This window comes from Nostoc sp. NMS7 (assembly GCF_017115085.1).
Lineage (GTDB): Bacteria > Cyanobacteriota > Cyanobacteriia > Cyanobacteriales > Nostocaceae > Nostoc.
In genome coordinates this window covers 1-26,382 of the sequence record NZ_JABXKJ010000155.1, presented here as the reverse complement: position 1 = coordinate 26,382, position 26,382 = coordinate 1, and the positions used below count along the sequence as shown (strand labels likewise).

At 39.6% G+C, this 26,382-nt stretch carries 27 protein-coding genes; 12 read left to right on the top strand and 15 right to left on the bottom strand.

Features of this window, described 5'->3' with window-relative positions:
- From HWQ38_RS16115 to HWQ38_RS16085, 7 genes are all read right to left on the bottom strand, one after another.
- A partial coding sequence (locus HWQ38_RS16115) for a hypothetical protein (RefSeq protein ID WP_292795135.1) occupies positions 1-812 on the bottom strand: 812 nt, incomplete at its 3' end.
- A 17-nt stretch (positions 813-829) separates the two neighbouring features.
- On the bottom strand, positions 830-1,348 hold the full coding sequence (locus HWQ38_RS16110; protein WP_292795133.1) for a phage tail protein: 519 nt from the start codon (positions 1,346-1,348) through the stop codon (positions 830-832).
- Complete coding sequence (locus tag HWQ38_RS16105; protein ID WP_292795131.1) at positions 1,348-1,587, bottom strand: hypothetical protein; 240 nt, start codon at positions 1,585-1,587, stop codon at positions 1,348-1,350. The genes HWQ38_RS16110 and HWQ38_RS16105 overlap by 1 nt, the downstream gene beginning before the upstream one ends.
- Positions 1,588-1,884: 297 nt before the next feature.
- A complete protein-coding gene (locus HWQ38_RS16100) occupies positions 1,885-2,478 on the bottom strand; it encodes an FHA domain-containing protein (RefSeq protein ID WP_292795129.1) in 594 nt (197 codons plus the stop codon).
- The gene (locus tag HWQ38_RS16095; protein ID WP_292795127.1) at positions 2,456-4,603 is read right to left on the bottom strand and encodes a substrate-binding domain-containing protein; all 2,148 of its coding nucleotides are present in this window, start codon (positions 4,601-4,603) and stop codon (positions 2,456-2,458) included. Before HWQ38_RS16095 ends, HWQ38_RS16100 begins: the two co-directional genes overlap by 23 nt.
- A gap of 27 nt (positions 4,604-4,630) precedes the next feature.
- Complete coding sequence (locus tag HWQ38_RS16090; RefSeq protein WP_292795125.1) at positions 4,631-5,350, bottom strand: response regulator transcription factor; 720 nt, start codon at positions 5,348-5,350, stop codon at positions 4,631-4,633.
- Positions 5,351-5,414: 64 nt separating this feature from the next.
- Complete coding sequence (locus HWQ38_RS16085; protein ID WP_292795122.1) at positions 5,415-6,536, bottom strand: HAMP domain-containing sensor histidine kinase; 1,122 nt, start codon at positions 6,534-6,536, stop codon at positions 5,415-5,417.
- A 241-nt stretch (positions 6,537-6,777) separates the two neighbouring features.
- On the opposite strand from HWQ38_RS16085, the gene HWQ38_RS16080 reads away from it, so the two are divergent.
- The 10 genes from HWQ38_RS16080 to HWQ38_RS16035 all read left to right on the top strand — a co-directional run bounded on the left by HWQ38_RS16080 (position 6,778) and on the right by HWQ38_RS16035 (position 17,959).
- Positions 6,778-7,650 carry a Pvc16 family protein gene (locus HWQ38_RS16080; RefSeq protein ID WP_292795120.1) on the top strand — a complete coding sequence of 291 codons (873 nt, stop codon included), beginning with the start codon at positions 6,778-6,780 and terminating at the stop codon, positions 7,648-7,650.
- Between the two features lie 81 nt (positions 7,651-7,731).
- Positions 7,732-9,396 carry a phage tail sheath C-terminal domain-containing protein gene (locus tag HWQ38_RS16075; RefSeq protein WP_292795118.1) on the top strand — a complete coding sequence of 555 codons (1,665 nt, stop codon included), beginning with the start codon at positions 7,732-7,734 and terminating at the stop codon, positions 9,394-9,396.
- A gap of 106 nt (positions 9,397-9,502) precedes the next feature.
- Positions 9,503-9,958 carry a phage tail protein gene (locus HWQ38_RS16070; RefSeq protein WP_292795117.1) on the top strand — a complete coding sequence of 152 codons (456 nt, stop codon included), beginning with the start codon at positions 9,503-9,505 and terminating at the stop codon, positions 9,956-9,958.
- A gap of 23 nt (positions 9,959-9,981) precedes the next feature.
- Complete coding sequence (locus HWQ38_RS16065) at positions 9,982-10,473, top strand: phage tail protein (RefSeq protein ID WP_292795116.1); 492 nt, start codon at positions 9,982-9,984, stop codon at positions 10,471-10,473.
- 20 nt (positions 10,474-10,493) lie between these two features.
- Positions 10,494-10,874, top strand: a complete 381-nt coding sequence (locus tag HWQ38_RS16060; RefSeq protein WP_292795114.1) for a hypothetical protein — start codon at positions 10,494-10,496, stop codon at positions 10,872-10,874.
- Positions 10,875-10,885: 11 nt separating this feature from the next.
- Positions 10,886-11,293: a phage tail assembly protein gene (locus HWQ38_RS16055; protein WP_292795112.1), complete on the top strand. Its 408-nt coding sequence runs from the start codon at positions 10,886-10,888 to the stop codon at positions 11,291-11,293.
- Positions 11,290-11,439 (top strand): DUF6760 family protein, encoded by a 150-nt coding sequence (locus tag HWQ38_RS16050; protein ID WP_292795111.1) that lies wholly within the window; start codon positions 11,290-11,292, stop codon positions 11,437-11,439. Before HWQ38_RS16055 ends, HWQ38_RS16050 begins: the two co-directional genes overlap by 4 nt.
- Positions 11,440-11,448: 9 nt before the next feature.
- Positions 11,449-13,233: an FHA domain-containing protein gene (locus tag HWQ38_RS16045; RefSeq protein WP_292795109.1), complete on the top strand. Its 1,785-nt coding sequence runs from the start codon at positions 11,449-11,451 to the stop codon at positions 13,231-13,233.
- A 74-nt stretch (positions 13,234-13,307) separates the two neighbouring features.
- A complete protein-coding gene (locus HWQ38_RS16040; RefSeq protein WP_292795108.1) occupies positions 13,308-15,563 on the top strand; it encodes a hypothetical protein in 2,256 nt (751 codons plus the stop codon).
- An 86-nt stretch (positions 15,564-15,649) separates the two neighbouring features.
- Positions 15,650-17,959 (top strand): hypothetical protein, encoded by a 2,310-nt coding sequence (locus tag HWQ38_RS16035; protein WP_292795107.1) that lies wholly within the window; start codon positions 15,650-15,652, stop codon positions 17,957-17,959.
- 194 nt (positions 17,960-18,153) lie between these two features.
- On the opposite strand, the gene ureA is transcribed toward HWQ38_RS16035, so the two are convergent.
- From ureA to groES, 7 genes are all read right to left on the bottom strand, one after another.
- Entirely contained in the window at positions 18,154-18,456 is a 303-nt protein-coding gene (gene ureA, locus HWQ38_RS16030; RefSeq protein WP_292795140.1) for an urease subunit gamma, read from the bottom strand.
- A 146-nt stretch (positions 18,457-18,602) separates the two neighbouring features.
- A complete protein-coding gene (locus HWQ38_RS16025) occupies positions 18,603-19,442 on the bottom strand; it encodes an urease accessory protein UreD (protein WP_292795106.1) in 840 nt (279 codons plus the stop codon).
- A 77-nt stretch (positions 19,443-19,519) separates the two neighbouring features.
- Entirely contained in the window at positions 19,520-20,350 is an 831-nt protein-coding gene (locus HWQ38_RS16020) for a methyltransferase domain-containing protein (protein ID WP_292795105.1), read from the bottom strand.
- Between the two features lie 188 nt (positions 20,351-20,538).
- A complete protein-coding gene (locus HWQ38_RS16015) occupies positions 20,539-20,847 on the bottom strand; it encodes a hypothetical protein (RefSeq protein WP_292795104.1) in 309 nt (102 codons plus the stop codon).
- 82 nt (positions 20,848-20,929) lie between these two features.
- Positions 20,930-21,727, bottom strand: a complete 798-nt coding sequence (locus tag HWQ38_RS16010) for a DUF4351 domain-containing protein (RefSeq protein WP_292795137.1) — start codon at positions 21,725-21,727, stop codon at positions 20,930-20,932.
- An 84-nt stretch (positions 21,728-21,811) separates the two neighbouring features.
- Positions 21,812-23,446, bottom strand: a complete 1,635-nt coding sequence (gene groL, locus HWQ38_RS16005; RefSeq protein ID WP_292795102.1) for a chaperonin GroEL — start codon at positions 23,444-23,446, stop codon at positions 21,812-21,814.
- 152 nt (positions 23,447-23,598) lie between these two features.
- Positions 23,599-23,910: a co-chaperone GroES gene (gene groES, locus HWQ38_RS16000; RefSeq protein ID WP_292795100.1), complete on the bottom strand. Its 312-nt coding sequence runs from the start codon at positions 23,908-23,910 to the stop codon at positions 23,599-23,601.
- 309 nt (positions 23,911-24,219) lie between these two features.
- On the opposite strand from groES, the gene HWQ38_RS15995 reads away from it, so the two are divergent.
- Both HWQ38_RS15995 and HWQ38_RS15990 read left to right on the top strand, forming a co-directional pair.
- A complete protein-coding gene (locus HWQ38_RS15995; protein ID WP_292795098.1) occupies positions 24,220-24,420 on the top strand; it encodes a hypothetical protein in 201 nt (66 codons plus the stop codon).
- Positions 24,421-25,007: 587 nt separating this feature from the next.
- Positions 25,008-25,685 carry a response regulator transcription factor gene (locus tag HWQ38_RS15990; RefSeq protein WP_012407592.1) on the top strand — a complete coding sequence of 226 codons (678 nt, stop codon included), beginning with the start codon at positions 25,008-25,010 and terminating at the stop codon, positions 25,683-25,685.
- A 70-nt stretch (positions 25,686-25,755) separates the two neighbouring features.
- Here HWQ38_RS15990 and HWQ38_RS15985 read toward each other — a convergent pair whose 3' ends face one another.
- Positions 25,756-26,064: an NIL domain-containing protein gene (locus tag HWQ38_RS15985; protein ID WP_292795096.1), complete on the bottom strand. Its 309-nt coding sequence runs from the start codon at positions 26,062-26,064 to the stop codon at positions 25,756-25,758.
- Positions 26,065-26,382 lie beyond the last annotated feature (318 nt).

Sequence of the window (26,382 nt, the reverse complement as noted above, 5' to 3'; positions counted from 1 at the left end):
GAAGTTGGAGTTAACGCTGTTTGCTCAGAAACATTTGCCGTTGTTTCGATATTTGGTATTGTCTGGTTTGCAGCTTGCTGTAATGGTTCAACTTCTGAAGTTGGAGTTAACGCTGTTTGCTCAGAAACAGGTGTTGTTGTTTCGATATTTGGTATTGTCTGGTTTGCAGCTTCCTGTAATGGTTCAACTTCCGAAGTTGGAGGTGGTGTTATTTGCTCAGAAACAGGTGTTGTTGTTTCGATATTTGGTATTGTCTGGTTTGAAGCTTGCTGTAATGGTTCAACTTGATGTTTACCCTTTTTATTTGCCTTGGAAGATTTGGTTGTTTTTTTAGGTTGATGTTTAGAATCTGATGTTGGTTTGGATTTTGTTTTTCTCTGAGATTTCGGCTTATTGTTTACTTTTTTACCCAGAGGTGTATCTAAATCACCTAAATTATTTAAATTTAATGTCTCTGCTAGTTCATTGTTATTAATACTGCTTTGATTGGGAACTGACAATGGATCAGTACTATTAACACTGATGTCCTCATTTTGATAAAAGCTTTCTAGTTCGGGAAAGAAATCAATATTTCCATCACTATCATTCGAGTAATTCAAATCTGCTAAAGAATCGGTGTTTAAAAATTTATTGTTTTGATGACGGGGCAATAAAAATTTTGATGTAGTTAGCGGTGTGTGATTAACAATGGGAGAGGTGGAATTACTGAGATTATGATTAGATTCTTGCCTCAAAGTTAATCTATTAGGTTGGGATAAAGATTTACTTAAGCCGAGTCTATTAACTTTACTTACCAATGGTTGAATATCCATATAGTTTTATTTTGGTATTACTTAGACTCAAAGAATCCTGATTTCATCCGTGTTGACTTGTTACCCCCACCTTTTTCTTTGCCGAATTGTAAACCTTCATAAGCTAAAGTTAATTCCTCAATTGCTGCTGCATTTCCGTCTGCTTGCAATGCAGGTGCCTTCCATCCAATAGGAACAGCACCAATCAGTGTCCAACTCATCATCGTTTCACCAGCTTGATTAAAAACCAAAATATTTACATTGCGTCGAGATGTTTTTCCCTGTTCATTAAAAACTTCACTTATCCAATTCCAAAAACCTGGATGGTCAGTAACACCCCGCTTCAATGTCACGTCATTAAACTCAACATGTCCTAAATACACCCTTTGTTGGTCGTTAACACCTCCTTCTGGGATGACCTTTTTTTGAATTTGGGCGCCTAGCCCTGAACATTCAGTGAAAGACGCAGCGATGGAGCTTTCGATCTCGATATAAAACCGATTAGTTGTAACATAATTTAGTTCGTGAGTAACGTTGCTATTATTACTACCTGGCATCAAAACCACCTTCTCTGACCGTAGTTACTTACTCTCTCTCGCTGATTACGAATATCTTCAAGTAAAAGTTGGTACACTCGCTGAGTGAGTGTCGCTAATAATAGTGAATCTTTTAGACACCTTTCGGCATCTCTAGATACTCTGCTAGGATTAGATATTGCTGAAATACCAACATATCCCGCTGTACCACCAACGTCTCCAAGGGGTGTATAAAAGACTTCTCTTTTCTCTAAGTCCATAATTTTTGCTCTTCACATGGAAGCACTAATATTTATAGTTCAAGTGCTATTAAATCTAGGCTAAAGGGAGAGCTTCAAAATCTAAACTAGCCAAAGGTCGAACTTATACCAAATCAAAAATTTACGATCGCAATCCACCTAAAAGTGATATTCGCTACCAAAAAATATTATAAGTAGGAGGTATGCACAAATATATAATTGCGATCGCAGAGCCTCGCCATTGGCGTATGCTTCACTCCTCTGCGAACATTGTATATTTAATTTTGCACCACTATTTGTCGTAGTTATAGCTATTAATTACATCACTATTACCGTAAAAGTAACTAGACCATCTTGACCCAGCTGTAAAGAATCACCGTTGACTATGCGGTAAGATACTCCGGGATTAAGAAGATTACCGTTTAAATAAATACCATTTGTACTGGTATCAATAATCATATAAGCATTTTGTGACCAGTCCCAAAATATACGAGCATGGCGGCGAGAAACAACTCCTTCTTGGGGAATGCCAGTGAGGTCAATTTCTGATGGAGTTGGCATACTTTGACTTCTACGCCCGATTGAACCAGCTTCTCCGGGCAACTGAAACTCTTTGCCAGTATAGTGGACAAGTTTGAAAACTGGCAATCTTGGGGGAGGTACAGAGGGGACAGGATATGTTGGAGGTGAGTATCCGCGCTCCTGATTTTGTCTTACGTAAGAAGGAGGTTGATAATTTGGTTGTTCTGGTATTGCTTGTGGTTGAACTGGTTGTGGGTTGGTTGGGTTACTTGGTGTAGCGGGAATTACATTACCTAAAGGAGTCGAACACCAAGGACACACCTTGGCATTGTTTGGCAAAGCACGATTAAAATATTCGCAGCTAGGGTTAGGGCACCGATTTGCAGGCATAATTCCTTATATCATTAGGCACAGGTTGTAAAGGGACAAGACCTGACTTAGTAAGTAAACACTGACCTTGACGGGTTATTAGCATATTAGCAAAAGTAGAACCTCCTGACTGACGAGTATTGTCTTTAGGATACACTACATAGAGTGGATAACCCAAAGGATAATTTGCTGTTCCATTTGCCTGAAATCTTTTGATATCAAAATCTGGTCTATCGCAGAAGTCATCTGAAGGTTCAAGTGGTTGTTTTGTAGTGCGATCTAAGAGTGGTTGAATCTTTTGGTTATTATTGACTATTGCTAAGGGATAAGCCGAACACTGGTTCCAAGTTTTACTAAAAATACCAAAACTTATAATACCAGTAGTCTGCCCGTTATTGTTTGCACTACTAATCTGTGTTTGGGTAGTACCTGTGTTTTGGGTTCGAGTTTTGGCAATTTCCTCAAATAAAGCTATATCCTGTAGATTGTTTTTAAGAACTAGCTTTTTGAATTGCTGTATCGCTTCTAGTTCAGTCGGGACATAAGGTTCAATTTTAAGGCTCTGAACATTTTTGTTAATTTGGCTCCAGTCATTAATTCTGCCTGTATATATGTCACGCAGTTGTTCAAGAGAGATTTCTCCATCCAATGCTTTATGGAGACTAAAGCCGTTGCGACTAAATGCGACAAACACTAGTAAACCATCATAAGCAACTTGCTTTGGATTCATATCAACTGTGATGTTCTCGAATAAAGTCGTCATTGCAAAGTCTTTTGGGATTTTTTGCACTTCTTGCACTTCTTGCACTTCTTTTATCGGTTGACTAACTTTTGCTATATCGCTAGACTGAATTGGTTTATAGATAAATGTTGCTTTTGCATCTGGGTTTGGATTGGTTAATATTTCATTTAATTTCATTGTGTTATCAGGCGTCTGTCCCAAAATATAACTCCAGGTTCCATTTTGTTCTCCCGTATAAATATATTTACCTGAAGATATGTTATCTACTTTAGAGAAATTTTGTACCAGTCCTCGCCATTCTAAGTATTGGTTTTCATCTAGTTGAGAACGCTGCCAAAAGTAATACCATATGATGCCTCCCAGCAATAGAAAAGCCAGCACTCCCAGCCATAACCAATATTTTTTAGGAAAGCGCTTTTTCTGTTCTTGAGAGTCAGAAGATGCTTGAAAATTATTGCTTTCACCGGGTTTAGGAAGTCTTAGCAGTTCTTGACGCGCAATTTCTGTACTTCCGTAAGGAGTATTCAGAGAAAGCAGACGATAGAGAAACTCTTTTAAATAATTATCATTATCAGGCCATGCTTGATGGTCTTTAGGGTCAAGCTGCGTTTGCCCAACCCACAACTGAAACGCGACTAACCCTAAAGATTCTAAATCTTGCATATGGGTTTTAGCTACGGGTTGAGGAATGCTAGGGGGAATAAACAGATTTTCCCAGATAGCGACATCACATAGATATGCTACAAATCTTTCTTTATTTTCAACTTTAATTAATACGCTATCTAAATTAATATTGCCATGCTCTAAACCTCGCTGTACATGATTCGAGGGGAAACGCAGCTTTTGAGTGTGCATAAATTCTAAAGTTTGTAGCACCTCACTCAAAAACTCACGGACTTGACTCGGCGTCATTGCACCATTTTGCTTCAAGTACTGTCTTAGAGTTTGAGATGGTTGTACATCTTTAGTAATTAAATAACAGCGTTCTCCTTTTTCGGGGCTAATAGCTTCCCAGGTTTGAATTAAGCGAAAGTTTTGAACTCGACCATCTGCTAAATCTATCCCCCCTATACCTTTAAAGGTTTCTTTACGTTGAAATATCTCATTTTCGTTAAAAGTCCGACTAGGTAATAAATACTCTTTAATAATTACTGGCTGTTTATCTTTTAGCTGTATACCCGAATATAAACGTCCAAACCCTCGTACTCCGAGAAATTTTGCCATCTGATAGCTGCCTCTATACCCTTTAATTTCAGTTCCCTCTGGTAAAAGGGCCGGAAAACCACACTCAAAACAAAACTTGGCATCTTTAATTTCCTGCAAAGTTTCTATTATGTTCTCGCAATCCAAGGGAGCATTATAAGAACAGGGGTACTCTTTGTAAAATAATTCAGAAGAAGACATAATATAAATAAAGTCAGTTAATTAATACTAAGTTTTAACCAGTCCTAACTTGATAGCAGCGACAATTGCCTGAGTCCTACTACTAACTTCCAATTTCTCGAAAATATTCGTCAGATGAGCTTTGACTGTGGCAACAGTCACATACAAATTTTTTGCGATTTCTTCGTTTGAGATACCTTGAGTCAATAATTGTAAAACTTCTTGTTCTCTTTCGGTTAGATGTAACTGGGAAGATGCTTTATAGACGGAACTAGCATTTTCTTGAAAACATCGGAAAAAACCACTTGCCGCTTCTGGTGGCAAATAAATCTCTGACTTAAGTACCGTATTAATTGCATCACAAAGCTGATTTGCCACACGACTTTTAAAAACATAGCCAGCCGCGCCTTTCTGCATAGCTTCAAAAATCCACTTATCTTCTTGGTGGGCAGACAAAACTAAAACCTGACCAGAGTAAGAAATATCTTTCAAACGTTTCATAGCTGTCATTCCATCACTATTAACCAATTCCAAATCGAGCAAAATTAGATCGGGATTCTTTTGAACCGCTAATTTCACAACTTGCTCAACACAATCTGCTTCACCTATAACATTTAAAGGTAATGAAGCACTAGTACTATAAAAATTCAAGAGAGTTCGTAACCCTTGACGAAAACGTTCTTCATCATCTACAAGTAAAATAGAAATTTCTTTATTGTTCATAATCTTTTCATTTAGTGGTGGCATCGGCAAGGATGCCCACTCCATAAGAATTTAAGAGAATCAGTAATCTTGTGGGTGATCTTGTGGATGGGCGATCGCGCCCGTCCTATTAATATTTCTTTTTAGTAGGTAAAATCAAACAAAACTGTGCCCCTTTTTTTGGTAAATTATCTGCCCAAAGATTTCCACAATGGTCTAATACGATTTTTTTGGCTATAGTTAGACCCAATCCTGTACCACCAGGGCGCAGCGAATAAAAGGGATTGAAAATTTTTTGCATATCTAAGGGTGAAATTCCTTGCCCTTGGTCTGAAATTTTAATTAATATTTCTTGGTGAAAAGCCTGCCAGCTAAAGGTGATCACGCCGCCATTCGGGCTAAAGTGAATTGCATTACTAAGTAAATTATCAAAAACTTGCTTCATCTGTAACTTATCTAAAGGTAATGTAGCAGATGTCTCAGGAAGGCTAACTTTTAATTGTTTTTGCTCAATTAACGGCTGAAAATATTTTATACTTTCGTCTACTACACTTCTAAGGTCTTGAGGAATTATTTTTAAATTTGACTCTTGACCACAGGAAATTATATCGGTTAGATTGGTATCTAAATCATTCACGCTCTCCCAAATGACTGCTGCTTGCTCTTGCCAAGAATTATCTTGTAAGCCCAAAAATAAATTGTGTGCGTAAAGTTTTACTAAAGCGATATTATTCCGCAATTGATGACCGACTTTGTGAAGTAGATGTTCTAATATCTCAGCCTTAGACTTTTGTTGCAAATTATCTGAGCATATATCTATATATTTACTGAGCATTTGGGATGCATTTTTGACATAATCCCGCGATTTTGCTGAAAGAGGTGCGTGAGTGATTACTTGAAGATATTCTGGCTTTTGATTTCTATAGCCGATAGGACAGATGTAAGAAAAAGATTCTGGAAACTGGCTAAGTTTAAATTCATGTACATTCCAAACATGGGGAAAATCAGTTAACCAAGCTTCCGACCGTAAATATGCTATCTCTTGCTGAGAAAAGCGAGGTTGCTCATCTGCGTATCCAATTGTTTCTTGAAGTTTTTTTAGTAACTGATCGTAGTAAACTATACGTACAAAATAAATCGGGGAATGAAAGGTAAGTTGTTCTGCTTGTAGCGCAATAAAAGTTTCTGTAACAAGTGCGTGTGAATCATCGCAGTTACTTTTTTCTTTTTCAAGAGAGAAGCTGACGGTCATTGCTTTACTCACTTTTACATTAGATATTCGTTTCCCTTTACTTTTAATTACAAGATCATTACGTCAGGTTACGCAGCAAATAGCAGTATTATTGACATCTCTTCATATTTTTTAATATTCCGTAAGGATTTTAGAGTCTGGATGAAATCTCGACAAAAGTCTAATTACTACAAGAGTTTGCATTCATATAACCTAGATATATCTGAGAAACGTTAGTAGCAAGTATGGACATCATGCTTACATGATTATTTTTATTATTCAAACCCTAGCAGGAATTCTCGCTGGAGGAACATCGCTTTCTAGTACGGAGCAAATTGAGTTTAGTCATCCCAGTAATCGTAAAGAAGAAGGTGGAGGGCCGATTCTCAATTTGTATGTTTATGATATTCGTGAGAGTAAGCAAATCCAACATTCGGGAAGGCAAGTTGAGCGCAAGCTGACACAGGCTTTGCAACCTGCTTCTGTGAATTGGTCTCCGACCTGGTTTGATGTTTCTATGCTACTAACGGCTTGGGATCGAACGGCTTTAGGTGAACACTATCTGCTTTCGCAAGCTTTAAGTCTACTACTGCGCCACCGTGCCCTCAAGGAAGAGTTTCTGGTTCCCGAATTGCGGGGTTATGGAAATTTGAATATGACGGTTGCTGTAGAACCGCAAATCGAAGCTGGGTCTTTGTGGAGTGCGCTAACTATCGCTTTACGTCCAGCTTTGTATCTGATGGTGACAGTTCCTGTGGAACCGCAAGTATCTTTAGTGTCTTTAGTTTGGCAACGAACGATCGCACTGCAAAATAATTTTCAACCTGAACTTGAACTTGAAAATGCAAGTGTTCATACAAATGGAAGTATTGAAAGTTTTACCAAGCGGGTAATAGTCGCAGGAATAGTCAAAAATGCTGTTACTAATTTACCGATGAAGGAAGCAAAAGTTCAAGTGATCGGAACGGAAAAATCAACTACTACCAATAAGGAGGGGTTGTTCTACTTTGAAGACCTTCGTAATGGTAACTACCTATTACAAATCAAAAGTCCGGGATATTTGCCTCGTCAGATCAATGCATTGGTAGATGGTTTAAGCTGTACCTTCAAAGAAATCTCGTTAGATCCCGCGTAGAGACGCGGAATTCTGCATATAGACGCGATATATCGCGTCTTTACGAATGGTTGATTAAATTTTTATATTGGAGGTATTTTCATGGCAAGACTTGATTATTTTGCTCCGGGTGTCTATATCGAAGAAATAGACCGAGGTAGTCGTCCAATCGAAGGTGTTAGTACGGCAATTGCCGGATTTGTGGGCTTTACCGAAGATGTGCGCGGTGGGGCTGAATTGTTCAAGCCGATGCTTGTTACTAACTGGACACAGTTTTTAAACTATTTTTCCCGTCCCAATTCGGATGGTTTTACTGATTTCAATGCTTATTTGCCTTTTGCAGTTTATGGCTACTTTATGAATGGTGGTGGTCGCTGCTGGATTACTAGTATTGGTACTTCCTTACCCGGCGCCCCCAAACCACCAGACCCGCAACCAACTTCACTTCGGATTACTGGTCGAGGTAATCGTCCTTCGCTACGGTTTAGTATGCGTCCAGAACAACTTGCAGCAGGCACGATTGTAATCTTGGTTAGCGATAGTGGGCCTCGTGCGTTACCAGAAGGAACAGAAGGGTCTGTCCCACCAAATACAGGCGAATACTTTAAGGTGGAAATTCGTCGAGGAGATGAAGTTCTCGAAGAATACGACAACTTGACAATGAACCGCGAAGGCAATGCTCAATTTGCAACTTATGCGGTTGCGGCATTGCGAAATTCAATGTTTATAACTATTGAAGACATTTCTCAAACAGGACAACCTTTAGCGCGTCGTCCTGGGAATGGTCAATACGAACTTGCAGCACCAATAGTTGCCACTACGCCCGATAGTTTTTCCAGCGATATCGAGGGTGTACGCGACGACCGTACAGGGGTACGCGGACTATTTGAAATCGATGAAATCACAATGGTTGCTTGTCCTGACTTGATGCGTGCGTATCAATCAGGATTGATGAACTTAGACCAAGTTCATGGCATCATGGAATTGATGATTAGCATGTGCGAAGGTGCCAACACTGGGGATATTCCCAACCCACCCAACCGCATGGTAGTTCTTGATTCTCCTCCTGACTGTCCCAAACCGCAGCAGGTTGTAGAATGGTTGAACCGATTTAATCGCCGTTCAATGTTCGGCGCACTTTATTATCCTTGGATTAAAGTCGCTAACCCACGCGATCGCGGCAACCCGATCAGCGTTCCTCCTTGTGGTCATGTTATGGGTGTTTGGGGTCGTACCGATGAAACTCGCGGAGTTTACAAGGCGCCTGCTAACGAAGTACCTAGAGGTGTAATTGGTTTAGACTACGACACCAATTTTCGCGAGCAAGAACTTTTAAACCCCATCGGTATAAATTGCATCCGCAGATTTCCCAATCGAGGCATTCGGATTTGGGGCGCGCGTACTCTCGTAGAACCAGATAAAACCGAATGGAGGTATATCAGCGTTCGCAGATTAATCAGCTACATTGAGAAATCTTTAGAACTAGGTACTCAATGGGTAGTATTCGAGCCAAACGACGAAGATTTATGGGCACGCGTGCGACGAACTGTCAGTAATTTCCTAGAAAGAATCTGGCGTGAAGGAGCATTATTTGGCGCTTCACCCGAACAGGCTTTCTATGTCAAATGCGACGCAGAAATAAATACACCAGACACTATGATTTTAGGTCGTTTGTATATCGAAGTCGGTGTATGTCCCGTTAGACCAGCAGAATTCGTCATCCTCCGTATCAGCCAGTGGAACGGAATTGAAGACGACGAAGGGTAACAAAATCCTTCTTCTCTTCCTTTGCTTTCCTAGTGTTTCAACACTAGGTTATATCGTTCGTTTTCTAACCGACATTTTCATCAATTAAACAGGAGTTAAAAACATCATGCCAGGAGAATTTCTTACAGCTTGTAAATTTTACTTTTCAGCAGGCAACATAACAGATAAATTTATCAAAGAGATCAGTGGCTTGGGTATAGAAAATACCCCTGCACAGGATGTTCATGGCTCATCCAAAAAAGGAGTAATCATGCGCCAAGCAACACCAACTGTAGTAAAGTTTACCAACGTCACAATAAAAGTTATCGCGACTGATGATATCGACCTATATAAGTGGTATCAAGAGTGTAACGAAGACATGGGAGACCCTCGGAAATGGAAGGAAAATCGTAAGGAAGGTATGATAACTGCTTACGACCAAAAAGGTGACGAAAAAGCACGTTGGGAAATTCTTCGTTGTTATCCATGTAAATACACTGGACCAACCTTAACAGCATCTGGTGGCGATATGGCAAATGAAACTATTGAACTAGTTCACGAAGGAATTAAACGTACTAAGTAAGAAGGGGAAAAGAGGAGAAAACAGTGGTACAAGGGGGTGGACAAAATCCTGAGATTCTGACGGCACATCGTTTCTATTTAGGGCTAGCGCTAGACGGGCAAAAAGATTCTGATGCTTACTTTTTAGACTGTCAAGGTTTTACAAGAACACAGGATGTAATTGAAATTTGTGAAGTTACTTCCCAAAGTTGGGGAACCGGACAATCTAAAGGTTTAGCAGTCAGAACCAAGATTCCAGGCAATGTCAAGAGTGGCAATATTACTCTACGAAGAGGTATGACCAACTCAGTAGATTTTTGGAACTGGTTTGACAAAGTGCAAACAGGTGGGTGGGCAAAGCAACGAAAACTAGTTGCTTTGTCGATTTACAATCAAGCAAGTGTTGAAGTTGCCAGATTTGAATTAGCAGGTGCTTGGCCCACTCGTTACAAAATTGCCGATGTTAACGCCCGCAGCACAGAAATAGAAATTGAGGAAGTCGAAGTCGCTTTTGAGGAATTTAAACGGGTGAAATAATTGGAGGTTGAATACAGACTATGTTTGCTACAGAGTTTGAGATTACATTGCCAAAAGGGTACATAGACTCCGATGGCAACCTCCATCGTAAAGGTACGATGCGCCTATCAACAGCAATAGACGAAATTTCTCCTTTACGTGACCCGCGTGTTAAAGCTAATCCAGCTTATGCCACGATTATTATTTTGGCGCGTGTAATTACTTGTTTAGGTGCCTTATCTGAAGTTACTCCTGCGATCGTAGAGAACTTCTTTAGCGAGGATTTAAATTACCTCCAAGATTTTTACCGTCAAATCAATGGCTTGGAACCTGTAACTCCCCCAGTTTTAGATTCCCAACCCCCGGTTTCAGATTCCCGATTTCTTGAAGAAGTCGGGAATGTAAAAACTCCACAAAATTAAGAATTTAAGACGTGATATATCGCGTCTCTACATTATTATTTATGCGTCGTAAGGAACTTTGTACTGAATTCAATTTTACGCTTCCTAGAGGATTAATTGACTCTCAAAAACGGGTACATCGTCATGGTGTAATGCGTTTAGCTACTGCCAAAGATGAACTTTGGGTGCAGCAAGAACGTAAAGTTCAGGATAATCCAGCTTACGGCGCTTTAATTATGTTTTCGCGCGTTATCTCGCGCTTAGGTAGTTTAAACTCTGTGACTCCCGAACAACTCGAAGAGTTAGTATTGCGTGATATTTATTACCTGAGAGAATTTTACAATCGAATCAATCAGCAATCTAATACAGATATCCCAGCGCATTGCCCCCACTGTGATACACAATTTAACGTGAGGTTAGAGTTAGCGGGGGAGTCATGAGCTACCCCTCTGATATTTTATATGAGGAGGTAGCTTTTATTGCTTACCATTTTCACTGGTCGCAAGATGATATTTTAAACCTAGAACATATTACTCGTCAGCGATGGGTAATGGAAATAAATAAGATTAACCAGAAAATTAACTAAAACATCAATATGAAAGTAAAAGTTTCCACATCTCCAACACAAAGCGAATTCGAGGAAGTTGACCTAACTCTCGCAACTAGACGAGGAGCCGAATGTTTAATTGGTCGTTCCCCAGATTCTGATTTAGTTCTCGATAGCAATGATGTTAGTAGGTTGCATGGTAAATTTTTTGCTCAAGGAGGAAATTATTATTTCTCCGACATTGGTAGTCGGAATGGCTCAACAGTCAATGGCAAATTGGCTGAGAAAGACCACTCATACATACTCAAAGATGGCGATATTATTCGCATCGGTGATTTTGTGCTGATGTTGGAAGATGAAATTCCCGACTCCCAGCAAGCCGAAACAGTTGTTAGAATCATTAATCCTTCGGTATTTTCTAACTGGCGTCAACCAAATGCCAGTGCTACACCCCAGGAAGCACAACTTACTAATAATGAATCAGTTGAACCTATTCCTATTGCCAAGGAAATTAGTCCTCATCAGGAAAGTTTAGAAAAGCAAGAGATTGTCAATAGGTTTGAAGAAGTAGAACAACATTTTGAACCAACGCTTATTCAGTCAAATGATATTGCTACACCTGCTTACGCTACCGAGTCTACACCCGAAACACCTGAAACCACAGAAACAAACGAAGCAGAAGAAAACGATATTGCAAGTAATATTCTTCATGAAACGGAAAATGTTGCTGACTCAGAACATAATGAGCCATCTGATAATGCCGAATATACTGTAGTTCAACTCAGGGATGTTGACGATAATATTGCAAATAATATTCTTCATGAAACCGAGAATGTTGTTGACTCAGAACATAATGGGGCGGATGATAATGATATTGCAAGTAATATTCTTCATGAAACCGAGAATGTTGCTGAATCAGAAGATAATCAGGTAACTGATAATGCCGAATATACTGTAGTTCAAGTCAGCGATGTTGACGATGATATTGTAAGTAATGTTCTTCATGAAACTGAGAATGTTGCTGACGCAGAAGATAATCAAGCACCTGATAATGCCGAACCTACTGTAGTTCAAGTCAGCGATGTTGACGATGATATTACAAGTAATGTTCTTCATGAAACCGAGAATGTTGCTGCGGTAGAAGATAATCAGGTAGCTGATAATGCCGATTCTACTGTAGTTCAAGTCAGCGATATCAGCGAAGATCATGACATTACAGATAGTGCAGAACATCAGGAAGAAAGCGAAATTATAGAAGCAATAAACAGCGACAGTGAAAATGGGGATTTAGATACACCATCTCAACAAGTAAACGAAGAATTATTGTCTGAAGCTTCTATTTTAGTCCCTGAACTACACAGCGAAGAGCTAATAGCTACAAGTCCCGAAATCGACGTAGAACTAGAAGAATTAGAACAACCATCAATACAGGTTGCTAAAATTCTAGAAGAAAAGCAGATAGTGATTGTCGGTCACGATAGCAAAAAATGGGAACTTATAGAATTAGTCTCTGAATACGAAGAATTTTTATCGTACTGCCTAACGAGAACATGGCAAACTTTCAGCGATGATTTGTACAAACAAACAGGTTTAAGCGTTACCCAAGAAATTCCTCCAGCCAATTCGGGAGGGTATCAAGCAATTAACTCATTAGTTAACTCTGGAGAAATTATAGCAGTGATTTTTCTCAGAGACTTAATGATGGCACCTCAACCTGGTCAAGCAAGTGAAGAAGCACTATTGAGGATATGTAATATCAACAATGTTTTACTTGCAACGAATTTACCAACTGCAAAAGCGATTCTTTATTATCTTAAAAATTTGAAAGATTAGTGTAGCAAAGATTCCCGGCAACTTTTAATAAGTCGGGAATCTAAATATCGAACATTTATAAAATTGTAATAAAAATGAATAATAATAGTGACAATCTTATAAGTGCTAGTCTTTCAACGCAAAGCTTAACTTATCGACCAGATAAACCGGAGATTTCTTTTGAAGTCACTGTTAATAATGATAGCGATCGCTTTGCCAATTTTCAATTAGAAATTATTGCTGCCGGAGAAATCAGCAATCCTAATTATAGCTGGTATCGTCTCGAACCAGAAGTTTCTGCGGCTCAACCTCATGGTAGCAGCACTAAATTCCAAGTATTTATTTTTAATACACCAATTCCCGGATTTGTTGGTACAGTTAACCTGTCTGTAAAAATATTTTCTCCTCAGCTAGCACGAGAGCGTAGAGTCTTACTCCGTTTGGAAATTGAGGGAGACAATAAACCAAACCTGATTAGCGTCGAATTACCAATACGCATGTTTCAAGTATATCCTGGCAACGCTATAGATATACCTGTACGAGTTAGAACTCAGGGACAAGTAGCGAGTAATGTCTTGTTGCGTTTTATAGGTATCGATGCTTCTTGGGTGACTAACAGTGTTGAACGTCGGTTCACCTTAAATACTGGTAGTCAAACGGAAGTGAGTTTTAGATGTGAACTACCTTCTGTAGTTCAAGCACCTAGTTTAAATTATCTTTTTACTGTTGAAGCTACGAGCAATAATAGTTACCCAGTTAATGCAGAAGGGAACTTGGAAGTATTGCCTATTGGTTATATTAATTTTAGCACGCCACAAAACAACCAAAAAACTCCTTCTCGGCGCCCGTGGTTGCCGGACTGGAAGTCGAATAGTGCTTCGTATGAATTGCTATTTAAAAATGTCAGCAATTTACGTCAAGAAATTAATTTGCAAATTCAGGGGAGAGATTGGCGAAAATGTACATTTAAGAAGTTTCCTGAAATCGCAAATGTGAATTTAGGAGAGACGGCAAAAGTTATTTTAGATGTTAAAACAAAACGCCATTGGGTTGGAATCGGAAAAACTATCTTTCTAGAAGCAAAACCAGAACTATCTGACCAAAGGTTAGGCAGTACAGAGCCTGCCACTCAAAGTTTAGAATTAGAAGTTTTACCAATTATACCTCTGTGGTTGCAGTTAGCTATTCTGGCATTACTAGCAGCATTACTAGCTTTACTATTTAGACAAGAAGCAATTGCACATACAGCTTCTGTCAATTCAGTTCGCATTATCGGTAGCGGTACTGGCTCATCTGTTGTTAGTGCTTCTAATGATTGTACATTGAGGTTTTGGAGAATCAGAACAGATTCTTTAGAAGCAGATGAAAATGTAACACTAAAATCAAAACCCAATGAGCAAAAATCCAAATGTGTTCAACCTCGACAACCTAAAGGAGTATTAGCATTTGCTAACAATCCAATTCTAGCTGTAAGGTTCGTACCAGTGGAAAATAACAGTGTTGCAATTGGTCTAGAAAATGGAAAAATTGAGTTAAGACAAATATCCACTGGTGAAATAGTTAGTACACTCGAAGACTCTCAAGAACAAGGTGATAAAGTATTTGATTTGGGATTTAGCAAAGACTCGCTTAATTTATTCAGTGGTTCGGGCAAAGGCAAAGTAAGAGTATGGTCTAGAGGATTGATTACTAAAAAATTTCCGGAAAAACCGGTAGTCATCGACCTAGAAGAACAGCAAAAACTAACACGTTTTCCAATTTGGGCATTAGCTTTGAGTCCCGACGATAAAATGCTTATTGTTTCGGGCGAATTTAACCGTTTTTTAATCTTATCTCGAAATCAAAATCAACCTAACAGCCCATTTAAAAACATATCAGTCGAAAGACTCGAAAAAATAGATGGAAACGGAAGAGGTGGACAAGATGACTCTGTTCTCTCTTTAGCTTTTATTCCTGACTCACCAGAAAAAATTCTGGCAACATCTGACTCGGCTGGATTAATTGCAATTTGGGATTTAGCACAATGCAAACCTACAAGCAACAATAATCAACAGCAAATCAATGACTCTAATTGTAAACTCTTAGACCATTGGCAAGATGAGTCAAAAAAGCCTATACGAACTTTAGCATTTAGTGAAGATGGTAAATTTCTAGTTAGTGGCGGAGATGACGGACGAGTAGTTGTATGGTATTTAACTTCCAGTCATCAACTCGACAAAACAAAATCACCAAAAGGCATAACTATTTTCCGAGGTTCTAAAAAAATTAGAAGCATTGACGTCAAAAGCAGTCAAGGAATTGTGATTAGTGGCAGTGAAGATTTCCAAGTCAGACTACATCAGATTAAATAGATATCTCCAAAAAACACGCAATATATCGCGTTTCTAGAAAAGTTTTAGGTGGCAAATTAGCACTTTATGGCAAGTACTTTAATAATATGTCTAATCCACTATCCGTTATTATTAATCCGCCTGTAATTCAATATGGGATGCCAGGAGATATTGTATCACTTTATGTTGTCGTGATAAATGAGGGTGACCAAAGCGCTGTTATTAACTTATTTTTTACTTTTGATGAGACATTTCAAAAAATCAGTGGTTGGTCTGCTTCTCCAAAAGCTAGTTTAGCGGTGGCACCGAAAGAAAGCAGTAGCGAAGTTACATTTGATTTTGAAATCCCAGTTGATGCTTTAGCGGGAACTTATGATTATACTTTTGTAGTAGATTCTCCAGAACATTATCCTGAAGATACTCCAATAAACTTTCCTGGGCAACTCAAAGTTTTGCTCAAAGAACAAACTATTATCCGTGCTTTTGATCCAACTTTTTCGATTATACCTGCTACAAATCCAAATAAACTTATAACTTATAGACTCGACCAACCTTTACCAGTGGTGATAAAAGTCGAAAATCGCTCGAACCGTGTAGACAGATTTCGCTTGACCTGTCCAGATTTAGATGAAAATTGGTATAAAATATCTTACCCTGCTAGTGGGTTCGAGGGAGTAGGCTTATTTGATGTTAGCGCACTGGAACTCAACCCTAATTCTGAAGGTGAAATATATTTAGAATTTCGTCCTCCTATTGATACTATCGCTGGTAGCTATTCTCCAACGATTCGCTTGCTTTCAGAAAATAATCCCGACTTAACATTGCTAGATTTGATATACATTAATTTACCGGCAAACTATCAGTTAGGTATAGAACTTCATACTATTTTAGGAAAAGTTAGCCATAAAAATGGCATCTATGAATTAGTAGTTAATAATCAAGGTAACTTAATACGGGAACTATCTTTTCATGCGAAAACAAGGGATGAGGAAGAAATTTGCACCTACCAATTTAACCCTACTGAATTAAAATTATTACCCAATATAACCCAAAAAGCAATTCTTCTAGTTAAACCAGGGCCTTGGTGGCGCCGACCATTTTTCGGTCAACCTTTACCGATAAATTTTGAAGTTAATATTACAGATAAGCAAAGCTATCCTTTAGCTAACGCATCTCCTCAATCCACTTTATCATGGAAACCGCGTCCTTGGTGGCAATTTTTACTGTTAATTTTATTGAGGTTGGGGTTATTTGCAGGCATCGCATATATGGTTTGGAAACTTTTACACCCCGATCCGTTAACAATTGAAAGTTTTAGTACTGATAACCTAACAATAACTGAAGGTAATCAAGTTAACTTAAACTGGAAAATCGATAATTATAAGAGACTGAAAAATTTAGTAGTGATAACTAAGAAGCCACCAAGTAATGAGCCTGTATTGAATTATGATAAAAATAGTATTGATCAGTTAATTAATAAAAATCAAAATAATCCTAACCCTCCCTGCAACGTAACCCAAGAAGAATTAATATGTAATCGCGTTTCCACTGGAATTAACAAAGCAGGCCAATACGTTTTTGAACTCAAAGCTTCTTATCTAGAAAATCCACCTTTTTTTAATAGTATAATTGAAACCGATCCCAAAACTGCTGAAGTGGAAGTTACAAAAAAGCAAATAGCAGAAGTAGTAGAATTAAAAGCAAATAAACGACAATATCAAAAAGGGGAGAAAGTAAATTTTAGGTGGAAAATTACACATCCAGAGTTAGTTTTTAAAGTTACAATTAACCTCAAAAGTGCTGATAGTTTAGAAGCAATTCCACCTGTAAACATACAATTTCAAGATAAAGAAGGTAATGAAATTAACGACCAGAAAACCAAGAATATTTGTCACAAAAATCCTCCAGACACACAATTTTTTAAATGTAGTATTGATATTTTAGTCAATAAAATTGGAGTTTTTAGTCCCGAAATAATAGTTAAGACTTTTAAGGTATTCGATAGAAATAGTACTAAACAAGCTGACAGTAAAATTGAAATAGTAGCAAAACCTTTCAAGATTGCCTTTTTCAAAATAAATGGTAAAGATAGCACAGATCAGGCAAATATAGTTTTGAATGAAGGGGAGAACGTTGCTTTAAGCTGGAACGTAGAGGGAGAAAATATTCAAGTTAAACTCGACCCCTATGGAAATGTGAAACCTATTGACACAAAGTCATTTCTTAATATCACTAACTTTCCACAAAAAGTCGCGCTTCAAGTAACTGATGCATCTGGTAAACAAGAAGAAAGAGCATTTTTTATCACTGTTAAATCGAAATCCACTCCGGCACCTAGCTTAGTTACACCTGCTCCCTTACCTAGACAAAATATCTTTAAACCTTTTCCTGCTTCCCCACGTCCAAAACCACTATAGACTTATTTGCTGGCTGTACGATTACCACCACTCATAAAAAACGAGAGAATACAGAAATTTCGGATAGTTAAGTGTTTTTTTATCCTAATCCGATGGAATGTAAATACTTTCAAAGTTACTTAAGGGTACTTAGATTGAGGCTAGCGATCGCCTTTGAAAAACTTTGCGATTTACTGATATTAAGTTCTTTTTCATTAACGAATCGGATTATGTACTGTCACTAACTTTGTGCCATCAGGAAAAGTTGCTTCTACCTGCACTTCATGCACCATTTCTGATATCCCTTCCATCACATCATTCCGCGTTAATAGAGTTGTACCATAACTCATCAATTCAGCTACAGTTTGCCCATCTCTTGCCCCTTCTAAAATGGCAGCAGAAATATAAGCGAGCGCTTCGGGATAATTCAGTTTCAAACCCCTTTGTTTACGTCTTTCTGCTAATAAAGCAGCAGTAAAAATTAATAGCTTATCTTTTTCCTGCGGCGTAAGTTGCATTCGTACTTCCTCCTCTGAGTTCTCCGCGCCTCTGCGGTAGCCTGCGGCAAGCCCTTCTCTACGAGAGGCTGCGCCAACGGGTTCGGGGGTTCGCAATCGACGGGAACCGCCAAGACTGCGACCCCCTCACCACTACGCGTCTACGTTCAAACCTGCCATACTCTTGGTATACAATTACCACGATTCAAAAAAGAAACTCGCAGCAATTGCCAAACATCAATAAACCAGTTTCTCACCTCAGATGTAGAAGCACCGCGATATCGACACAATAATCCATGTTGTAATCGGCTAACACCCGCTTCTCCTTCCCCATTCCATAAATTTCGGGTTTTTTCGACAACTTCTGCTGAAACTGCACCACCAACCCAAACTAGACTACCCACTATTGGTTTTCCAGCCAAGCCGTGAGGACTGTGGAAAATGTCTTCGCTACCGGGTAAGTATTGCCGATCAATCCATAAGGGAACATCTTTTTGCCAAATTTCAGTGTGCGATCGCCATTCTCCAAGGTAAAATTTTTCTCCTCTAGCACTGCGACCAAATCGGGTAATTTCCCAGCCTAACCAACTGCCCCCGATTGCTAATTCTACCCGTAAATCTTGCCGATAAATCGCGCCGTTAAATAAAATTGTCTCTTGCGGTAGCCATTCTAAACAAGCACCAGCGTCAACTTGCATTTCGATAGTTTGTCTAGCTTGTAAGCCATTGCTGCGGTATATCTTGCTTGCAGCAGCTGTAGTGATTAAGGCTTGGGCTTGGGGTTGGAGGTGGATATTAGAGGATAAGCGATCGCCTCCCACAATTCCCCCGGCTGTGTGTAAAATGACGCTATGACAAACTTTTTCCCCTTCTGGATAAAATGGGCGTTGTACCTTCAGGGGTGCTTGTTGGTGATTGTAAATTAATTGGGTTTTATCCTGGCGATCGGCATAGACTAAATTAAGTTTGCCATGCCAACCTTCTGCTGTTTCTGAGTTGCAGGTCATTTATAAATTCAAGATTAAAGTTCAGATACCATATATTTATTTAATACATTCTCTGCTACTTTACCTGCAAATTATCATTATTTTTTCGCCAATATTACATAATCATCTAATGTATAGTTGGACTGATGCTTCTGACCAAAATACTGTTGGAGCATTGGAGTCATATACAGTTTTTTAGGTAAATTATCTTGAGCAAACTTAGCAAATTTAGCACCGGACAAAGCTGTTCTTGAACCTGTTGAAGTTAGATATTTATACCAGACTAACTCTAATTCCAGTTCTGCCAGGAATTTATGCACTACATTTTTTTCCTGCTCTTGGTTTTCAACTTGATGAACATCGTAAACTTTGAATAATTTTTTATCTTGTACAATTAGCAAAACATAACCTGAATTCTTTAAGCTAATGGCAAATATTTGCTTGTAAGTATTATTAGCTTCAACCCTTTTAGCTGGATCTGCAAAGAAGCAGTGGGAAATTACGATAAAGTCGAAAAAGTCTTTGGGTAGATTATTCGATTCACTTTTCCAAGTAAAAAGATCAGTAGTAACAAAGCGGAAGTAAGCATTCACTGTGGTTAGGCGCGACTCTATATATCGTCGCCAAAACTGAAGTCCACGAAACTCTATCAAAGGATGTGGTTTAGCAGCTTCTCGCATTGCCGCATTTGGTTCTATGGCTATCACATTAACCCCCCGTTCAGCTAACAGTCTTGAATCAATTCCTGTACCTGCACCAATATCTGTTGCTACGAGTTGTGAATTTTCACCTAATCCTTCCAAGATAATATCAATTGCATCTGCGGGGTAGCTTGGTCGATATTTTACATAATCCTCTGCTCTTTCAGAAAATCGGTTGAGTGGGTTTAAGGTATGTAAGGCAGTTGTTTCAGGATTAATTTGGCTCATAGGTTTTTATGTAACAATAAAAGTGCGATCGCTCTAGTTTAGAAAAGCGATACGATAAGAATTAAAGTGGTTAAAACGCGATCGCCTCTCAAGGTCTATGCCAAATCGATAAACCATGTAGACCAAATCATAGTTCTTATGAAAACGCTGATACAAAGCCTGCAAATAAATATAGATGTAATTTTTTTTTAAATACAGTGCTTAATTACTCTATCAGCTATTGTTAGAAAGCTATTCTTTAATGCCTGGATTTGCTCTAATTGGTTTGGCGACCATTGCACTCGATCTTGAAGATTTCTTACTGCTTCAATTCGATCTAGTATTGCGATAGGGCAGTTTAGCCACATACTATTTTGTACAAGAATGTTCATATCTTCTATTCCACCTAACTGGAAATATTTAAAGGAGGTATTTTTCAAAACAGAAGGATGTTCCTTTATTTTATTTTCTAGTGTTTCTACAAGTTCTTTGATCTTCTGTATAATCTGTAGTCCCATTGCGTTATCTGCTGCAAAATATCTTGTTAAATTACAGACTTTTTTAGAATATCCTCCAACAAAAATTTTAGTCCCTCTCCTGCTACTCTAACCAAGCTACTAAATCAGCAACTTCGGAAAAATCAAGCAGTTCCTCTGCCAAATTTTCTAACTGTTCAGCAGATAAATTCCGAACCTGCTCAACTAATGATGCATCAATATCACCAAAACGTCGTTTAAGCTGACGACTTATCAATTTAAACGCTTCCTTTTGAACGATATCTTGATAAATTACAGACTCTTTCATAATATCCTCCCGCAAAAATTGACGAACTAAATCCTTGTCAAACCGTAAACCCGCCAGAATTTCTACACAACCCGCGATATTTTGTCGCTCCTCCCTATCTGGAATTGTAGCGACTTGTTCAGCCACTTGTGCCAGTAAAGTTTGCGGCGAGTCAGTTCGCGTCAAACTTGCTAAAGGTAACAGCGCCGGATTAACTAAAAATAGTGTTGAATCTTGCTCCCAAAGACGAACAACCTGATATTGGTGAATCGTCGTGTTGTCCCGATATTCTTCAGTAAAAGCCATTTCGTTAGTAGTTTCCTGCAAAAAAATTAGCACTTGCACTACAGGACAACGGTATTGACGCTTCAACCTCACCGAATAATCCAACATTTGGAAATTAAGCGCTGGATTAGATTTCGCCAAAGTTTGAAATTCAATGTGCAAAATTTGGTTAGCTGCTTGCAAAAATGTCACAGAATCCGCACGAATTGGTTCAAGCGTGAGTTCCGTTTTTAATACTTCAATTTGTTGCACCTCTACCCCAAGCAACCAACGCACAAAATCAGCAGGGTACTGTTCAGCTAAATATTTACAAGCGTTGTCGTAACTCACCGTCTTCCTCTTCTCTTGACACAAAAAAACAGCCGCCTCCATAAAGGAAGCAGCCGTTTTCATAAATTATCTAACTACAAAGTATTAGTAATCGAAGTCGCCGCCACCAGCACCAGCGCCAGCAGGAGCGCCATCCTTAGGCTCAGGCTTGTCAACTATAATACATTCGGTTGTCAACACCATACCAGCGATGGAAGCAGCGTTTTGCAAAGCAGAACGAGTCACTTTCGCAGGGTCAACAATACCAGCAGCTAACAAATCGACGAATTCGTTTGTCGCAGCGTTGTAGCCAACATTGAATTCTTTCTCTTTCACACGTTCAGCGATCACAGCACCATTCTGACCGGCGTTTTCAGCAATCCGCTTCAGAGGTGCAGGTAAGGCGCGAACGACAATCAAAGCACCAATCAACTCTTCATCTTTAAGATTGCTCTTCGCCCAAACTTCCAATTCAGGAGCAAGGTGAGCCAGAGTTGTACCACCGCCAGGAACGATACCTTCTTCCACAGCAGCTTTGGTGGCGTTGATAGCGTCTTCTAGGCGCAACTTCTTGTCTTTCATTTCGGTTTCGGTCGCTGCACCAACTTTCACCACAGCGACACCACCAGAGAGTTTCGCAAGACGCTCTTGCAGTTTCTCTTTGTCGTATGAAGATTCGGTTTCATCGATTTGACGACGAATCTGTTCGACACGAGCCTTAACAGCAGCTTCGTTGCCTTCGGCAACAATTGTAGTGCTGTCCTTGGTAATGGTGACGCGGCGAGCTTTACCCAGGCTATCCAGCTTGGTGTTATCTAGCTTCAGACCAGCATCTTCGGTGATTAGTTGACCACCAGTTAAAACAGCGATGTCTTCTAGTAGTGCTTTGCGGCGATCGCCAAAGCCAGGAGCCTTAACAGCAGCCACGTTGAGTACACCGCGTAAACGGTTTACTACTAAGGTTGCTAAAGCTTCTTTTTCAATATCTTCAGCGATAATCACCAAAGGACGACCAGCACGAGCTACTTGCTCCAACACTGGTACAAGGTCTTGTACCAAAGCAATTTTTTTATCGGTAAGCAGTAGGAAAGGCTCATCAAAAACCGCTTCCATCCGTTCAGCGTCGGTGGCGAAATAGGGAGAGATGTAGCCTTTGTCAAAGCGCATCCCTTCAGTAATTTCCAACTCAGTGAACATAGATTTCCCTTCTTCTAGGGAAATTACGCCTTCCTTGCCCACCTTGTCCATTGCTTGCGCAATCATCTGACCAACTTCTTCGTCATTACCAGCCGAGATCGCACCAACTTGGGCAATGGCTTTGGAGTCTTCTACTGGACGGGCGTGTTCTTTGATTTTTTCTACCAAGAAGGCAGTAGCTTTGTCTATACCACGCTTGAGCGAAATCGCATTAGCACCAGCTGCAACGTTCCGCAAGCCTTCTTTGACGATCGCATGAGCTAAAACGGTAGCAGTTGTGGTGCCATCGCCCGCAGCATCGTTGGTCTTAGAAGCAGCTTGACGAATCAAAGCTACGCCAGTGTTTTCAATGTGGTCTTCTAATTCGATTTCTTTGGCGATCGTTACACCGTCATTAACAATTTGCGGTGCGCCAAATTTCTTTTCTAGGACTACATTACGGCCTTTGGGGCCAAGGGTAACAGCTACAGCCTCAGCCAGGATGTCAATGCCTCGTTCCAAGGCGCGACGGGCGTTTTCGTTGTAGATAATGCGCTTTGCCATAGGTGTCTAAATTCCGCGAGTAAGTCAATTTTTTTTGAATTGGGCACTTGTACTGAGCGAAGTCGTTGGCGCAGCCTCTCGTAGAGAAGTATTGGGCATTGGGCATTGGGCATTGTTTTTGACATTTCCTATTCCCTATTCCCCACTCCCCACTAGATGACGACTGCTAAAATATCTTTTTCAGAAAGCAGTACATATTCTTCGGTGCCGAGTTTGATGTCAGTGCCAGCGTACTTAGAGTACAGCACCTTATCACCGACCTTAATTTCCAATTCCTGACGGCTACCGTCATCGTTACGCTTGCCAGCACCAAGGGCGACTACTTCCCCTACCTGGGGCTTTTCCTTGGCGGTGTCGGGCAAATACAGACCACCTGCGGTCTTTTCCTCTGAGGCGCTCACTTTTACGAAAACGCGATCGCTCAAAGGTTTAACTGTAGAAACGCTTAAAGATAAAGCTGCCATAATTATTTTCTCCAGAGTTTTAGCACTCTCAACCCCTGAGTGCTAATCTACCGAAAAGTGGCATCCAATGGCAATAATCCCTTGAGTACGGGTTCCCGAACTAGAAGATCATCGGTGTACTTAAGTATAAATGCTTAATTATTTCTACTTTTCAGGTTTTGTTCTGTAAGTTACGAAGAGAGTAGGGAGTAGGGAGTTAGGAGTTAGGAGTTTAGGAGTTTAGGAGTTATAAGAATTCTTCTCTACCCCCCATTCACTGGAAAGTGTTATAGAACTGTAATCAGGGAGCCGCTTGATGAGTAAAATATAGTGATCCAGTCCAATCATCAAATCCCCAAAACCACTAAGTCTCCAGAACATAAAGCCCTGAGTTATTGTGTAGAAACTTTCGGACTTGCAAAAATTCAGCGACACATTTTTATTGGTGCTGACCAGACAATTGCTAACTGCGGCTCAAAAGGAGCTAGTCTGGAATCCTGGGAGTACTTAAAAAGCGACTTAAAGAGTTAAAACTTGATGAGCCGCCATAGAGTCATCCCATTTGCGTCTATAGAAATAAAGCCAACTTGCTTGCGCGTTTGTTGTTCTAGACCCATAATGGTGGTTTACACTGATGGGGTCTGATATGTCCAAGCAAACCTGGGAGTTATTAAGCGGATCATCCAAGAACACTTAATAGGCATAATGGCGGTTGAAGAATAGGCATTTTTAACCCCTCCTTTGCCAGAAACTTCCCTAGTTGCTTGTGAACACCTCATAGAGGCTTAACAATCGAAGGATATGGTATAGCAGTAAGCTTAAAGAAAGTGTGGGTTGGTTTTGAGCTAGGGTCATCTTTAAGCCAATACTTACTTGTGAGTCAGAAAGATTATTATTTAATCAGTGTTTTTTCGCCCACCCCTTTCAATGCGATATATAATAGCGCATTATAGATACTACTGCTATACGTATCCTTGCTGGACTTTAGCTAACGAGCTACTAGTCTCTTGAAAATGCTCGGCATTTTTGAGGCTTCGAGACAGCAAAGGCAAGTTAAGTAGGAAAAAGGACAACATCTCGAAATAACCCACCATAGAGGATAAATATTCAAGACTTTGATGGACCGAAGCGCGACAAGTGCCACTGCTATGAAAGAGCCCAGCATGAAAGATCACAAACGACTTCTATTGATTGATGATGACCCTAACCTCATCTTGCTGGTGAAGGATTACTTAGAATTCCGGGGATATGAAGTCATCACCGCCGAAAATGGACGTGAAGCTCTGGAAATTTTAGAGCAAGATGTTCCAGACATGATCATCTGCGACGTGATGATGCCGGAAATGGACGGATATACTTTTGTGGAACAAGTCCGGCAAAACGAACGCACCAGCTGGATTCCGGTTCTTTTCCTTTCAGCTAAGGGACAAAGTGCAGACCGAGTTAAAGGTCTGAATAAAGGTGCTGATGTTTATATGGTCAAGCCTTTTGAGCCAGAAGAACTCGTAGCGCAAGTTGAATCCTCGCTGAAACAAACTATCCGTTGGAAAGAACACCAAGCAAAAGGAGGCGAAAACGGTTCCCGTATCCAGGTTCCCTTCGATGTGCAATTAACCCCAACCGAACTGAAAGTAGTCCAGTTTGTCGCTAGGGGTCTAGCTAACCGGGAAATTGCTGAAGAACTAAATGTTAGTCAGCGCACGGTTGAAAGCCATGTGTCCAATATGTTGGGCAAAACTAATCTCCATAACCGCACTGAACTAGCGCGGTGGGCGATTGAAAATCAAATGGCATAGTGAATTTTAGATTTTAGATTTTGGATTTTGGATTGTAATCTAAAATCCAAAATCCGAAATCGAAAATTGATTACCAACCATCTTCTTCAGGTTCCGATTGGTGCAAAACTTCTAAATCCAGTTCATCCAGGTAAGTTAAGGCGCTTTCAATCTGGGAAGTAGTTCCTCGTAGTTTCAGATCGAAGCAGCTATATTGTGGCACGTTTGCGCTGATCTGAGCATCAGCAATAATGACTGTTACCCCATAGTGAGAAACCAGTCGTGAAATGACTGGTTCCTCACGCAAATCTTTAGGAATGCGAACTTGGATACGAGTTTGGGTGCGTCTACTATCTAAAATATCAGTATTAGATTTTACTTGTTTATTTGGAATTGCCATTGTAGCTTCCTACTCGACTTCTTGGATAAGGGTTTTGCCTTGCACGATTTCTTTTAACACTAGCGTCACTTATCCCACGCAGGCAAGCAAGAAAGTATTTACAACTTTTACCTCTATTTAGTAGTATTTGTAATCCAATATTACCAATACTACTAAGCTTTTATTTATATGAATTTTGTACCGATTGAAGCAAATTATTAAGCTTTTCAAATAATTGTCTAAAGTTTTCAAACTCTAAAACATCAAAAGATTCTACATTAGTGGGCTAAATCCTATAGTTATGATTTACGTCAAAAAGTGATTCAAGCAATTGAACTA

Coding starts and splice junctions, on each gene's coding strand:
- HWQ38_RS16110 (WP_292795133.1), bottom strand. CDS start 1,348: ATGCCAGGTAGTAATAATAGCAACGTTACTCACGAACTAAATTATGTT.
- HWQ38_RS16105 (WP_292795131.1), bottom strand. CDS start 1,587: ATGGACTTAGAGAAAAGAGAAGTCTTTTATACACCCCTTGGAGACGTT.
- HWQ38_RS16100 (WP_292795129.1), bottom strand. CDS start 2,478: ATGCCTGCAAATCGGTGCCCTAACCCTAGCTGCGAATATTTTAATCGT.
- HWQ38_RS16095 (WP_292795127.1), bottom strand. CDS start 4,603: ATGTCTTCTTCTGAATTATTTTACAAAGAGTACCCCTGTTCTTATAAT.
- HWQ38_RS16090 (WP_292795125.1), bottom strand. CDS start 5,350: ATGGAGTGGGCATCCTTGCCGATGCCACCACTAAATGAAAAGATTATG.
- HWQ38_RS16085 (WP_292795122.1), bottom strand. CDS start 6,536: ATGACCGTCAGCTTCTCTCTTGAAAAAGAAAAAAGTAACTGCGATGAT.
- HWQ38_RS16080 (WP_292795120.1), top strand. CDS start 6,778: ATGATTATTTTTATTATTCAAACCCTAGCAGGAATTCTCGCTGGAGGA.
- HWQ38_RS16075 (WP_292795118.1), top strand. CDS start 7,732: ATGGCAAGACTTGATTATTTTGCTCCGGGTGTCTATATCGAAGAAATA.
- HWQ38_RS16070 (WP_292795117.1), top strand. CDS start 9,503: ATGCCAGGAGAATTTCTTACAGCTTGTAAATTTTACTTTTCAGCAGGC.
- HWQ38_RS16060 (WP_292795114.1), top strand. CDS start 10,494: ATGTTTGCTACAGAGTTTGAGATTACATTGCCAAAAGGGTACATAGAC.
- HWQ38_RS16050 (WP_292795111.1), top strand. CDS start 11,290: ATGAGCTACCCCTCTGATATTTTATATGAGGAGGTAGCTTTTATTGCT.
- HWQ38_RS16045 (WP_292795109.1), top strand. CDS start 11,449: ATGAAAGTAAAAGTTTCCACATCTCCAACACAAAGCGAATTCGAGGAA.
- HWQ38_RS16040 (WP_292795108.1), top strand. CDS start 13,308: ATGAATAATAATAGTGACAATCTTATAAGTGCTAGTCTTTCAACGCAA.
- HWQ38_RS16035 (WP_292795107.1), top strand. CDS start 15,650: ATGTCTAATCCACTATCCGTTATTATTAATCCGCCTGTAATTCAATAT.
- ureA (WP_292795140.1), bottom strand. CDS start 18,456: ATGCAACTTACGCCGCAGGAAAAAGATAAGCTATTAATTTTTACTGCT.
- HWQ38_RS16025 (WP_292795106.1), bottom strand. CDS start 19,442: ATGACCTGCAACTCAGAAACAGCAGAAGGTTGGCATGGCAAACTTAAT.
- HWQ38_RS16020 (WP_292795105.1), bottom strand. CDS start 20,350: ATGAGCCAAATTAATCCTGAAACAACTGCCTTACATACCTTAAACCCA.
- HWQ38_RS16015 (WP_292795104.1), bottom strand. CDS start 20,847: ATGGGACTACAGATTATACAGAAGATCAAAGAACTTGTAGAAACACTA.
- groL (WP_292795102.1), bottom strand. CDS start 23,446: ATGGCAAAGCGCATTATCTACAACGAAAACGCCCGTCGCGCCTTGGAA.
- groES (WP_292795100.1), bottom strand. CDS start 23,910: ATGGCAGCTTTATCTTTAAGCGTTTCTACAGTTAAACCTTTGAGCGAT.
- HWQ38_RS15990 (WP_012407592.1), top strand. CDS start 25,008: ATGGACCGAAGCGCGACAAGTGCCACTGCTATGAAAGAGCCCAGCATG.
- HWQ38_RS15985 (WP_292795096.1), bottom strand. CDS start 26,064: ATGGCAATTCCAAATAAACAAGTAAAATCTAATACTGATATTTTAGAT.